Annotated in this window: 11 protein-coding genes; 3 read left to right on the top strand and 8 right to left on the bottom strand. The window is 37.6% G+C overall.

Annotated features, from left to right (window positions below):
• The first annotated feature begins 20 nt into the window (after positions 1-20).
• Positions 21-1,022 carry a LacI family DNA-binding transcriptional regulator gene (locus tag I6F49_RS08550; protein WP_010553502.1) on the top strand — a complete coding sequence of 334 codons (1,002 nt, stop codon included), beginning with the start codon at positions 21-23 and terminating at the stop codon, positions 1,020-1,022.
• Between the two features lie 679 nt (positions 1,023-1,701).
• Positions 1,702-2,871, top strand: a complete 1,170-nt coding sequence (locus tag I6F49_RS08545) for an MFS transporter (RefSeq protein ID WP_197179794.1) — start codon at positions 1,702-1,704, stop codon at positions 2,869-2,871.
• Between the two features lie 111 nt (positions 2,872-2,982).
• Here I6F49_RS08545 and I6F49_RS08540 read toward each other — a convergent pair whose 3' ends face one another.
• From I6F49_RS08540 to I6F49_RS08505, 8 genes are all read right to left on the bottom strand, one after another.
• Entirely contained in the window at positions 2,983-3,498 is a 516-nt protein-coding gene (locus I6F49_RS08540) for a M23 family metallopeptidase (protein WP_197179792.1), read from the bottom strand.
• Between the two features lie 100 nt (positions 3,499-3,598).
• On the bottom strand, positions 3,599-3,868 hold the full coding sequence (locus tag I6F49_RS08535; protein ID WP_197179790.1) for a YrhK family protein: 270 nt from the start codon (positions 3,866-3,868) through the stop codon (positions 3,599-3,601).
• A gap of 152 nt (positions 3,869-4,020) precedes the next feature.
• Positions 4,021-5,361, bottom strand: coding sequence for an SPFH domain-containing protein (locus tag I6F49_RS08530; protein WP_197179788.1), 1,341 nt, complete (start codon positions 5,359-5,361; stop codon positions 4,021-4,023).
• On the bottom strand, positions 5,354-5,692 hold the full coding sequence (locus I6F49_RS08525; protein ID WP_197161042.1) for a methanolan biosynthesis protein EpsI: 339 nt from the start codon (positions 5,690-5,692) through the stop codon (positions 5,354-5,356). The genes I6F49_RS08530 and I6F49_RS08525 overlap by 8 nt, the downstream gene beginning before the upstream one ends.
• A 237-nt stretch (positions 5,693-5,929) precedes the next feature.
• Positions 5,930-7,420, bottom strand: a complete 1,491-nt coding sequence (locus I6F49_RS08520; RefSeq protein ID WP_197179786.1) for a hypothetical protein — start codon at positions 7,418-7,420, stop codon at positions 5,930-5,932.
• A 511-nt stretch (positions 7,421-7,931) separates the two neighbouring features.
• Complete coding sequence (locus I6F49_RS08515) at positions 7,932-11,024, bottom strand: pilus assembly protein (protein WP_197179784.1); 3,093 nt, start codon at positions 11,022-11,024, stop codon at positions 7,932-7,934.
• Between the two features lie 556 nt (positions 11,025-11,580).
• On the bottom strand, positions 11,581-11,991 hold the full coding sequence (locus I6F49_RS08510) for a hypothetical protein (protein ID WP_010553497.1): 411 nt from the start codon (positions 11,989-11,991) through the stop codon (positions 11,581-11,583).
• 351 nt (positions 11,992-12,342) lie between these two features.
• A complete protein-coding gene (locus I6F49_RS08505) occupies positions 12,343-12,747 on the bottom strand; it encodes a hypothetical protein (protein WP_165741922.1) in 405 nt (134 codons plus the stop codon).
• Between the two features lie 379 nt (positions 12,748-13,126).
• Here I6F49_RS08505 and I6F49_RS08500 point away from each other — a divergent pair, with 379 nt between their 5' ends.
• Entirely contained in the window at positions 13,127-13,675 is a 549-nt protein-coding gene (locus tag I6F49_RS08500) for a hypothetical protein (RefSeq protein WP_197118814.1), read from the top strand.
• Positions 13,676-13,694: the final 19 nt, after the last annotated feature.

The raw sequence follows: 13,694 nt of genomic DNA, 5'->3' as shown, positions 1-13,694 counted from the left end.
ACATATAAGCTAGGACATCAATGGCGACAATTTATCAAGTATCAGAAATGGCAGGTGTGTCTTTATCAACTGTTTCAAGGGTACTTAACGACAACGACTACGTAAGCAAAAAAACTAAAAAAAAGGTATTAGAAGCAATGAAAGAACTAGGCTATCAGCCAAGTTCTATTGCGCGCTCTTTGGCCTCGAGTACTACAAACAGCGTCGGTATTTTAGTTTCTGAGTTGGATGGTCCGTTTTTTGGTCAAATGATGTCAGCCATTGAAGAACATCTCCGTATTGCGGGGAAACACGTTATTATTACCCCTGGACACAGTGACGAGAAAAAAGAAAAAAGCGGCTTTGAATTTTTAATAGGCCGTAATTGCGACGCTATTATTGCCCACGTAGAAGCAGTATCAAACGAGTACCTAATTGAGTTAAGTAAAGGTAAAACCCCTATTTACCTAATGAGCCGCTACGTTAAAGAAATTGAAGAAAACTGCATTAGCCTCGACAACGTAATGGGCGGCTACTTAGCCACTAAAGCCATGATCAACAAAGGTCATAAAAACATTGCGTACATAGCAGGCCCGCAGTTTAAAGAAGACGCGTCAAATCGTTTAAAAGGTCACAAACAAGCCCTAGCAGAGTACAACCTAACCTTTGACGAAAAGCTATTTTACATAGGCGACTTTAAAGAAACCGGCGGAAGCGACGGCTTAAGGCATTTTATTCAAAATAAAGCGCAAATAACCGCGCTTGTATGCGCCAATGACGAAATGGCATCGGGTGCTATGAAATACGCCCGCGAACACGGTTTTAACCTGCCAAAAGATTTAGCCATTATTGGGTTCGATAACGTAATTTTTACCAATTATCTCTACCCAACACTGACTACAATAGATAACCCAGTTCCCGAAATGGGTCGAGCTGCGGCTAACTTAGTACTTAAAGATATTTATAAAAAAAGCGGTATAACAGTAAAGCATGTGTTTCAGCCAAAGCTTATTTTAAGAGACTCTACACCCGATATTAATTAACTTTAAAAAGTTACGTGCAGCATGCGATATGTGCCTGTCAGCTTGCATTAAAAATCTGTTAAACCCTATTCTATATAGGGTTTAACTAGGGCGTGTTGACCTTTCGTGATTAATTTTGCAGCAGACTGTTTGGTATTTAAGCAAGGCAGAGCCTATGTAGTGTGGTTGTTCCCGATAAATAGGCGATAACGCAGCATAAATGCCAAACATGCGCTGCCCCTTGGGTTCTTTCTAGGGACGATTAACTCTTTGTTGCCTACATGGATGTCGGTAAGGGGCGTGAGCAGGACGCGGAAGCTTTGCTCGGTTTTTACTTATTCTTACATGGATGTAAGCCAGTAGGGTAACGCAGGAGCAGTTACCGAGCCCGCTAGGTTACAAACCTCGCGCCGCGATTAAATCGCCCCTAGATTGAACAAATTTCAATCCACAAAGAGCAACACGCCCAAATAAATACTCACAAATATAAAACAATATCTACATAAAAACACTACAACAATAAGCATAATAGATCCGATAATTTACCAAAACGATCGTTTTAAAGTTTATTTATGTTGTCTAATAAAAATCACTTTACTTATCTTTAATTTGGCTCTAAATTCGCGCAAATTTTATTATTAAAGTAACCTCTCAAACTTTAAAACAGTGGTTATTTACCTTCAAGAGTCGATAAACACAAATGGCCGAACTAGCCGCCACAAGCACCCCAAACAACCCTTTAGCGCCTGTTATTGGGCTGTCATTTTTTGCTATCGCATCCGGCTTTTTAATGAGCCTTATTCCGCTGTCGTTACCCGCATTTAAACTCGATGAAAACTTAGCACCATGGCTTGCGAGCATTTTTTACTTTGGCTTACTTGTTGGCGCTACAACCATTGAACGCGTGGTGGTAAAAATAGGTCATCGCTTCGCTTTTATATTATTTTTAAGCTTATTAATTGTAAGCGTACTGGCACAGCTTGCTATTCCAAATATGGGTAACTGGTTAGCGGCTCGTTTTATTGCAGGTATTGCTGTTGCTGGTGTGTTTGTCGTTGTTGAATCATGGCTATTAATGACCAACACAGCAAAGTCGCGTGCGAAACGTTTGGGCTTATACATGACCTCACTTTATGGCGGCAGCGCCGTTGGTCAGCTTGCTATAGGGCCGCTTGGCACCGAAGGTTCAACGCCTTATTTATTTGTAGCCTCGCTATTATTTTTAGCTATTTTAGCCCCTTTATTAATAACCAAAGGTCAGCCCGAAAAACAGCACCTTGAAAAACTACCACTAAAAGAAATAAAAACACTAAGCCACCCTGCAATGCTCGGATGCTTAGCTTCAGGCTTATTACTGGGCCCTATTTACGGCTTAATGCCGGTTTATATTTCAGCGCAGACTGATCAAGCTCAGTACACAGGCACACTTATGGCGGTTATTATTTTAGGCGGCATGGTCGTGCAACCGCTTGTGAGTTACTTATCTACTCGGCTTGAAAAAAGCTTATTAATGGGTATGTTTTGTTTAGTAGGTGCAGCCGGTGCTGTGGGTATATTACAAGCAAACACCTTAGCAGGATTAATAGTAAGCTACTTAATACTAGGCGCGTGCAGCTTTGCACTTTACCCGATTGCTATAACACTTGCGTGCGACTCATTGCCAATGGCAAAAATAGTATCGGCAACTGAGGTTATGCTGCTCAGTTATAGTATTGGTTCGGTATTTGGCCCTATGCTCGCCGCAAATTTATCTGATGCACCAAACGGTATTGTGTTTTATCTAGCAGGCTGTTTAATCACTACCTGTATTTATATGTTTATTAAAAGCATTAAAAATATTCGCGCGGGTAAAACACCTGTTGCAGGCTAACCTCTAGCTTAAATACACTCTTACTTATTAACTAATTCTAGCTGTTAAATACCTTGCTTTAACAGCTAAAACTATTATTTACACAAAGGTCATTTATAAATAATGAAGTAATTATTTAGCAGTGAGTTTTTTATGTGGGCTCAAAAAAAACATCTTTTTCCACCCTTGGTTTTGCGTTGTAAAAAGCCACGGCATGGGCACTAACGATAAAATAGAATAATGCACATGAGGCTGTTTTCCTGCGGCATTTCCGGTATCGCCCAGTAATCCAATTTGACTGTTTATGCTTACTACATCACCTGTACTTACAGAGTAGTCATTTAAATGTGCAAAGTAATGCACGCGCCATTTAGGTCCAAGCACTGCAACCACCTTACCGCCTCGAGTTAGCTCACCTGCAAATATAACCACACCGTTTGTTGAGGCAACTACAGGAGTGTTCTTTATGCCAAAAATATCAATTCCTTTGTGCACACCCGACCTGCCCCAAGGCTCGTACCAAAACGTATTATGATTCCAATCCTTACTTGTAGCGCCTTGTACCGGAATCATTATTTTTTCGGGGATTAGTAAGCCTATAATTAATAAAGTAGCTATTCCAATTGCAATCCACTTAAGTACTTTCACTTTTCTATCCTTGATATTTACATAACCAGTGATTTACCTATAAAGGTAAATTATTAGCCACAATACCTGAACTCATCATGAGTCGTATTTATGGTTTTATTTATGAAGTTCTATTTGAATGAAATACCCGACTAACATGTACTAAGCTAATCAACTTCAAAACAGGTTTTATAAGCAATTGAGCACTGCCCGCTATAAACAACCATGTGCCACTTTCTATTAGAGAGTCATTTAAAAAGAAAAAACTGCCAATTAAAAACCACACAGCAATCAAAAAATCGTTAAATGCACCCAACGCTTCATATCGTCGCTGAATGGTAATATGCTCTTGCCCTAAATCTAAAATAAACTGCTTACTGTTAGAGTCCATAAATACTGCTCACTCTTTTATTTCATAATTTAAAAAGCCTGTTTTCACAAGCTAAGCCGCGCCATACAATAGCAAAATTTACACAATAAAAAACGCTGGCCGATGTAAGTCAGCCAACGTTTTTATTATTTGTACAATACTTAACTAATCGTTTATTTTTTCTCTTTTTCTAAACGTTTTTTAAGGCTTAATGCAGCATCAGCGGCTAATAAACGCATAAATTCAGAGCCATTGCTTTGCTCGCCTTGGCTCCCGCCTATTACAATTTCAGGTACTAAACGGCTATTACCTAAGCTCGTAAATAAAGCAGTTTGAATTTTAACTTCTGCTTTTAACGTTTCATCAAATACATACTTAGGATCAAGTGCAGCAGACTTAGCTCTTAAGCGAGCCTCAGCTAAAACATCCATACCTAATGCTTCTAAGCGTTGTTGCTTTAAAATCTCTTCTTGCTCTTTTGCAAGCTCCGCTTTTACAGCCACTCGTTGCTGCGCAGAAATAATGGCATTTGCCTTAATTCGTTCAGCATCAATTTGCTCTTTAATTTTCAGCTTTTCAGATTCAGCACGTTGCTTAGCAATTGCTTGTTCACCTAAAGCCACTTCGGTACGTGCTTGTTGCTCAGCTTTTTTAAGGTTTTGACGTGCTAGTGCTTCATCAGCAGCGGCTTGCTTTTGCGCCTCAAGGCGAGCGTTTACTTTGCTTTCGTAGTCAATATCAATAATGCTGGCATCAACGACTGTAATACCATAAGCGCCTAAAATAGGTGCATTACGCAGTGTATTACCTTCGTCGTCCATTTTAATATTAATAGTGACACGTTGCTGTTTACTTAAATTACCTAAATCGTCAGATTTATCGCGCTCACCGGTACTAATAATTTGTTCAGTAACAAAAATACCGTTTGTTAATTGATCAGCAAAATCTTGGCTTAATTGGCCATTACCACCAGAGTAATGTTGCTCTACCGACATCATACGCGCCGACGCTTTTACATTTTCAGTGGTTGCGCGCATTAATAAATTAGATATTAGCGTTTCTTGTGAACCAAACTCTTCGTGTATTTTAAGTAAACCACGTAAAGCACCCGATTCAGCTGCTGGTACATTGCCTGGTAATCTAAAACGTGAAACACCTCGTGCGCCACCTGTTGTGGTATCTAAAAATCGAATAGGTATTAGCGGTACAATTGCGCTTGCTGTTGCACCGGCATCGCCCGTAAAGTTAATCGAAATTACTTTTTTATAAGCCGATGTAGTACCAAACGCTTTTAAATAAGGGCCGGCTTGATTTATTACGGTTAAGTTACCTGTAAAAGCAGATTGATGTACTAAACGCTCATCTGCTTCATTCCAAGAAACAACTTGCGATGTAAGCGTTGCAATTACGGCTAATACAACAACAATTGATGAAACAACAATTACATTACGACGACCAAATCGATTCATAAATGAGTCACTTTTTACTGCTGGGACTGCTTTTTCGCTATCCATTTTTATTACTCTCCATGTTTAATTTCTTTTTAACAAAGTAAATAATTTCCTGTTCACTCAAGTGTGCGCAAAAGCTACCAGAGCGATGTAACTCAACAAATGTTTCGAGGATCTCTTTTTTACCTTTAGCTGTTTTATCTTGGTTTTCTTGTGTTTGATTTTTTTCTGTTAGTTGAGTGATTAAATCATCCACTATCGTGTCTTTATCAAACAGTACGTTGTATTCTTTGGATTTTCTTACCCGACTTTTATGCACATTGCTGTAAATTACATAAAGCGATACGCATAAAATAATAACCAGTAAACTTAATCCACTAATATAAAAAATCATAAGCTCTACTTAAATTGGTTTGAATATTTAACGAGCAATAACAGTTGTAAATATTGCTACACAAATGTTAACCGAGTGATTTTACAGCAAACCTTAGTAAAAAACAGATTAAAAATAGAGTTCATCAGGTACATAGTTAGAACTGCACGTAAAAGTGAGCTTTTTTAAACAAAAAAATGCCAGTCAGTTATTAACTGACTGGCACTAAGCTAAATATTTATTAAAGTGCTTTTTACATTATTCGCATGGAGCCCAATCAACACCATTTTCACCGCACTCATGCAGCATTGTTCCATCTTCTCGGCGGGTATCTCTAAACCATTGTCCTTCAATTGTTTTAAAAATACGTACGTTGTCTGTGGTTTTGTATTTACGCCAAAAGCTAGCATCAATAGATGTTTCGTCATCAAACCTATAGGGCATAGCAGCAAGTACGGTCACTAAATCTTGAGTTTCTAGATCAGCAGCTTTGTCTTTAACATTTACCCAATCAGATAATGTTTGAAAGTCGGCATTTTCCTCTCTAAAGGCAAAGTCAGTTTGGTAAAACGATCCTGACTCAGTATAGCTAATGCTAAAACCTCGCTCGAACGGTGTATCTAAATTAGCACTAACGCATTCATCTGCTGTTGGAAAGTTAACCGATGGGCTTGTATTATCAACTCCATAAAGCACATTGCTTTGCTCAAAACTAACGTTCTCAATGCTAGAGCATCGGTAAGTACGATCGGCGTTAATGTAAACATCGTCTCTAACTGTTAATTTTCCATTTAACGACTCTTCGCCCCAAGGCGTATCTGTTGAATCCAATCGAGACAAAATAACGTCAATTTTGTCGAGTTCGTCTGTATTTTGAAGCTTTACTTGCTCATAAATAAGCTCAGCGCCTGCAAAAATAACTTTGTCGCGGTACCATGCATTTTCAAATCCATACTCTGCATCTTTTGCTGTGTCTTGGTAAATCACTGCTCTTACTTCTTCTGCGTCAGGAAACTGAGCATCTAGTTCTTGCTTATATTTATAGGCAGCTTTTAATCCCTTAACAATCGCCTGTGCTCTGTCGTACGCATCACTGTCATTATTGGCAATAAAATCTGAGTAAATTTGCTCTGTCGTCAAATTATAATGAGCAACCAAATTTTGCATAACATTCGTTATTTCGCTTTGAACATTTGCAAGCAACTCAGTATTTTCTTTAAGTGCATCACAACTTAAATTATTGCTACCAGTTTTTTGTAATTGAAGGCTTAACTGCTCCCAAATAACGGTTGTTAAAGGTGATATATTTCGAATATCTTCATCAGTCAAAGCCTCAATTGAAGGTGGAAATGACATTTGATACGCTTGCGTTACCTCTCCTAAATCCTCGTCAATTGCGCCAACGGGTACATCTACATACATAGTTGAATACGGCACACACAGCGCCTGCTCTTCTGTAAAATTAAAACTATAATTACCCGATTCTTCAGAGACTACAGAAGGTTCTGTTTGCTCATCAAAAGTACCATCGCCATCAATATCTAGCCATACTATTGCACCAGATACATAGCCATCAATAACCTTACCAGTAAGAGAAATAGTTGTTACTTCTACTGGTTCTACTTTTACAGGATCAGGCTTGGCTACTATTGGCTCTACTACGGCCGCTTTATCACCGCCACCACCACACCCAACAAGGCCTAGCGTAAACGCTAATGAAATAGCTAACTGACTTTTTTTAAAAGACATACAAAGACTTCCTTTTTTGTACTTTAATTATTATTAATCATATTGTTATAAATTGAATTGGTTACTTTAATAACAAATAAGTAATACCAATCTGCTTATATATGGGATCTATTTAACGTTAAGAAAATTACGCTAAACGAGGCAAAGATTTATGCAGGTTGATATAAATTTAAACAACTGAAATTTATTGAATTTTTATGGGGGATGGCAACAAGTTAACATGCCCTGTACCTATATCCTTGCATGGAATGTTAGATTTAGCCATTACATTTGTTAATTAAATATAACTAAGACCAACTATTGTTGACTAATATGGACTACAGGTACCTAAAATAAAGGGCTTGAGTGATAGGCAGTATTTTGTAAACGAATGTGTATCATACATGGGTTGGTTTAGAGGGCTTCGATGACTATAAAACAATTATATAAGCAAACCATCAGCATTTTTGATTCGCTCTTAAAATTAAAAAGCCACCTAATTAAGGTGGCTTATGTTTATAACATCGTGTTTTTAATGTGCCTGACTATCGTTTTCTTCACGTTTATAAATATACGTTTGTTGAGTTTTAAAGCCAAAACCAATTGGTTGAGCGCCATTTACTAGCTTAACTTTTCCACCTTCAACATTTAAATTTGGTCCAAGTATTTCAATAGCTTTTATCGGCTTATCAGAACCTTTAACCCCAGGGCCTATTAAATAAAACTGACTAACTTGCGTTACATCCGTTTCATCATCCCAATCGCACTTACCATCCGCATCATTATCTGCACACGACGGGCCTTCCCCAAAAAATAGTTTCGGTGTATCTGGTACATCATTACTTGTTGCAAATTTCACATCGTCATAAACCTTCGTTCCGTAATGTAAATGAAAGGCATAAAGCGAACCACCGCCACCCGTTAACGAACATTGGTTTTGAGTTGATGATGAAGATGCAGGCGTAAAGGAAGTAAAGTAAGCAACCCCACCAACGACCGTTGCTGCAGCAAGGGACTTTTCGCCCGTCCCTAATTCGTATCGCCACCCTTTAAATTCGGCTAATTTAACTTCAAGGTTAACAAATTTATCAACGTCATCAAGTGCGTTACCAAATGGGTCTTCATTCATTTTCATTAAATCATCTGGCACTATTGGGGCTGGAAATTCAGTAAATATTTTTGTTAGGGTGTTTTCATCACGGATCATATACAGCTGATCTTGCTCATTAGTAGCAAGTGGGTTTGAACGATTTCCGCTACCTATAACTATTGCGTCATACGGGGTATCTAAACGGGTCGTAATCACCTCACCATCATAATTGGTCTTAGTAACTTTACTAAACAGCGTTCTAGCAACTAACGGTTTATAAAAGAAACGTCTGTCTTGCGACGCTAATGTACTGCCAAGCTCCGCAAGCTTAAAATGAGTAATATCACTTTCATCGTCACTAGGAATATCTACACGCCAAATATTACCGCCAGTATCGGTTGCATAAATTCGGTCGATATACCCGTCGTAATCTGAGTCAAGCGTAGTTACATCTGCTGCAATACTGTGCTCCCCGGTAAAACCATGTTCTTCCGGCGTTAGTGCCCATACCTTTTCGCCAGTTTTAGCATTAACAATGTAAATACCTAGCCCAGTTTCATCAGTCGTTCTAATCGCCTTATCTTTGTTTGTATCGTAGCCTGCGCCAAATATCAGCAGTGGATCCTCACCAAACGCTTTAATATAAGCAATTTGAGGTTTAGACCATGTTTGCGCTAAATATTTAAACTCTTCAGAGCCACCAACTATTGGCTTATTCCATAATTTTTTCGGTTTATCTGGGTCGCTTATATCCAGGGCGTAGTAATTTTTACCGCCTCGACGCATTCCTGCAAATGCCCACACTTCATCGTTATCACTTGCTCTAATAACACCATCATTTAAACCTTCGCTGTTTGAGCCTTTATTATTAAAGAACACACTTATAGGCCCATCCATGCCATACACTTTAGTATTTGCAAGATTACTACGTAAAGCCGGAATGTTTTTTAATAAGGCCGCAGGTGTAAAAGCCCACTTTTCTTCAACGGTATTGCCTTTGTCTTCAAACATATGTAAAAAGCCGGCGTTAGTGCCAACAAGTATATAAATACTTCCATCGCCATAATCTATAGATACCGGTTTAGAATGCAAAGGGTCGCCAAAAATATTGCTTCGTTGATCTACTGATGAGTCATCACCATCTTCATTATCAACATCAACCCCTCGTGCCCAGCTAATATCATCTTCCACTAAAGTTAAACCTATATTAGGGATTAAATCAGGGGCTAAATCGGTAACCGTACTTGTCGCTAAATTTAAAATGCCTTTTACTTTATCAAAAGTAAAATCAATAATACTCCCCGTTTTATCTATATAGATTTTACGGTTATCAGGGTCTAAAGTTGATAAAAGTAAATTCACGCCACCCTGAGCTACTAAATTCCCATCTGCAGGCTTATTAGTTGGTAGCCAAAATGTTCGCGCTTTTTCATCTATTAACCCATTGTCATCTAAAGCAATTTTATCCGTTGAATCTACTATATTAGCGCCCGACACTTTAAGCTTTTTTAAATTTCCGCTCCAACGTGCACCTGTTTCTGGATAAAACATTGCAAAGTAAATTGACTCTCGGCTACGTGTTTGGTCAACATTATTACTAGCTACCGTAGGAGATGAAAAACTATCGTTAACTTCACGTATTTTCGATATTGTGTTGTTAAGCGCTTCAGAGAGTTCAGTTGAGGTATCTGCATGTAAGTATTCGCCGCCCCCCAATAAAGCGGTTTTTTCTAATAACTTTTTACCATTTGTACTCATGCCACTACCAAAACCGATAGTAAAAACTCGCCCGGTATCAGCAACCTTTGACGTAGTGTCGTACAAATCCACCTCAACATCTCTTGTACCATGTATTATCTGAGCTAAAGCGGCTAAATAGCTATTACTTGTAGTACTAGGATATGAACCAAAAGTAGATTTGTATAAAGCTCTTATATCATCATTTCGGGTAATATCTTGTGTCGGATCACCATCAGTCATTAATATTAAGCTAATTGAGTTATCACAACGCTCATCTGCACCAACAGCCTGTTGAAAAGGAGAAACATAACGAGGTATATCACTACCACTTTGCTCTCTCTCAATCGTAGTATCGCGTTTGTCCGTATTTTGCCCATACCAAACCGTCTGCCCCGTCATATATAGGTAAGCTTCCCATAAGGTCTCAGTAATAGGTGTATTCCCGCTAGCAGGCAGCTTTTTTATTTGATCCAATATTTTATCATGTGAGGAGCCTAGGCCAGCCATAACATAACCACCATCATTGCCATTAAAACGCATTAAACCAAAATCAATCGAGCTGTTATCATTTACTAATTGGGTCATAGCGCTTATACCAGCATCGATTTTTCTAGGGCCCCCATTAGGCAACTTAGTCTTCATACTTCCTGAAGTATCAAACACAATAAGCACGCGAGGGTTTTCATCGGTTTCAACATTATGGTTTACGTATAGCTCTATATCTTCGGCAAATACAGAAAGGCTAATACCCACCCCGAATAACAAGGCAGCTATTTTTTTTAGTTTGAATTGCATTTTTAAATCCCTTTATTTGCGCTTTTTATTTTTATTGCACAAGTTAATAACTACTCTATTCCTTGTTTAATTTTTAGTAATATGGAGGTGGGACTAAAAATTAAAACCAAGATAATATCTAGCTATTTATCACAAAACAGTGATTAGCATCCACGTGTCGTCAATGCTATAAAATATATATTACTTCGATTTTAAATAAAAACAGACTAAAGTCAAAGACATTAGGTTTTATTATCAATTAAAAACAACAACTTAAATAAAACAATCCCGTTTTACTGTACAGTTTAGTCACGTCAAAAAATAATATTTTTACCTATGTTTCTATATTTATAGATCTATGTTTTAGCTAACAAGTACTTACCAATATAAATTAGTAACGTAAGGCTATAAAAATCACTCTTAAGAGTACTATTATTCAGTAAAGCTGTTTTATTAAAAGGAGTGTATTTAATAGGTAACTACGGTTATGCAAACATACAAAAAAGCCCATATTAGGTGCTACCTAATATGGGCTTTTATACTCTCGCTAAATTATAAGCGCTTTATGCAAGCATTCTTATAAAGATAACTCTTTTTTAGCGCGAGTTAAGTTATGCGTTACAAGTGAGTTTTTAGAAATTTGAACCGCTTCATATAAATCAGAAATACCCGCAGTGTCTTTTTGAGCCTTAATACGCGCTACACCACGGTTACTTAATGCAAACGATGTAAGCTCACGTACTTTTAAACGCGGACCATGGCTTTGCTTAAGCAATGCAATTGCTTGTGTACAAATAGCTTCTGCTTCTTCGTAGTTTTTTGATTCAACAGTTAAAGCACAGCTATTAAATGATTTTTCAAATGCTGGGGCTGCAGTTACAGAGTCTTCAATAACCATTAATTTATAATCACCTTGATTAGCCATTGCAGCAGCTGAGCAAGTTAATAATGAGCCAAGAGCGATGGTTTTTAAAAGTGTAAATTTCATGATTATATTCCTAATTAGTTAAGTCGTACTTGTTGCCGACAAATAAACTTTAGAGTGTTAGCTCAATTACCACAAACGATAAAAACAAACCTAATAAGTGAATAAATCTAACCTATAGACTTTAGTCTAACATCTATAAAAATACTTAGTAATTACAATTAGTTAAAAACCATGCAAATCACTAAACAATAAATAGCAGAATACAGTTTTTTTATTTTTTAATAACACAATACAAAGTTAATAAACACGAAAAAGCCGATGTTGGGGTTTAACCCAACATCGGCTTTTTTACTCTCGCTATTTTATATCATGCTTTAGTAAGCACTTTATAAAACACGTTATAAACGTTTTTTATAACGATAACTCTTCTTTAGCGCGAGTTAAATTGTGCGATACCATTGTGCTGTTAGACAATTTTGATGCTTCGTATAAATCAGCAAGTGCAGCAGTATCGTTATGCGCTTTTAAACGTGCAACACCACGGTTGCTTAATGCGAATGACGTAAGTTGGCGTACTTTAAATTTAGGGCCATCTGCGTCTTTTAAAAGTGCGATTGCTTTAGTACAAATTTCTTCCGCTTGTGCATAATTTTTTGACTTAACATTCAGTGCGCAGCTATTAAATGATTGCTCAAGTGGCTGTGGCGCTGTTGCAGTTTCAATAACCATTAATTTGTAGTCACTTTGATCAGCCATTGCAGCAGCTGAACATGTTAATAGTGAGCTAAGAGCGATAGTTTTGATAAGTGTTTTCATGATTATATTCCTGATTAGTTAAGCCGTGCTTGTTGCCGACAACTGAACTTTAGTGAATTAACACAACCCCGACAAACGATTAAAACAAACCTAATAAGTGAGAAAAATTAACCTATAGACCTTAGTCTAATGCGTTTGAACTTTTTCTATATATTTAAATAACTTACGCACTATCTTACGTGCCTAAAATCGCTACTTTGCATTTCAAAATACATATAATTATTTATGCTTTTATTTAGTCGGTTTTATTTTAAGCACCTTGCTTTGGCATAGCTGAATAACAATCAAACAAATTTACACATTTAATTACATGCAATACTAAGTCATGTATTTATAATTACGGCTCTGGTAACTTTTCATCATTAATGGGTTCACTTTTTTGAAACACACACTCCCCCTTTTTGTTTTATTAAGCACGCTTTTAGCATTTAGCCAAAATGCTGATGCAAGGCTTTTACTTGGTAATAATACGCCTAACACCGGTATGTTTATAAAATCAGAATTTAATGGCGATAGCAGCATTACATCTGTTGGTGTCGAAATGATGGTCAAACAAAATAACAGTCACTTTGGTGTTATTTTTACAAGCGCAATTGGCGCGGCAGTAGTCGATAATAAACAAGGCGAGCAAGAAGAGTTTATTACCTGGGATAATGGAATGAAGCTTGGCTATTTTAATGACTTTTTTATATACGCCGAGCTTGGCTTAGATCTGTTCGAACTCGCCTTTAAAAACGACAGAGGCGATAACATCTATCAAATAGATAAATCGGACAACGATATAGACGGCTATGCAGGTATAGGCGCGGGTTATCACTTTAAGCCATTTAAAATAGAAGTATTTACTCGAGCACGCCAAATAGATGGCGACTACTGGGAAGCACAAGAACATATTTACAGCGGTGTTCAGTTGTCACTTACTTTTTAATGGTACTTGTAATCTTCGC

The organism is Pseudoalteromonas sp. SWN166, from assembly GCF_015864485.1.
Classification (GTDB): domain Bacteria; phylum Pseudomonadota; class Gammaproteobacteria; order Enterobacterales; family Alteromonadaceae; genus Pseudoalteromonas.
The sequence above is the reverse complement of the archived record's forward strand: the minus strand, read 5'-3'. Positions and strand labels throughout refer to the sequence as shown.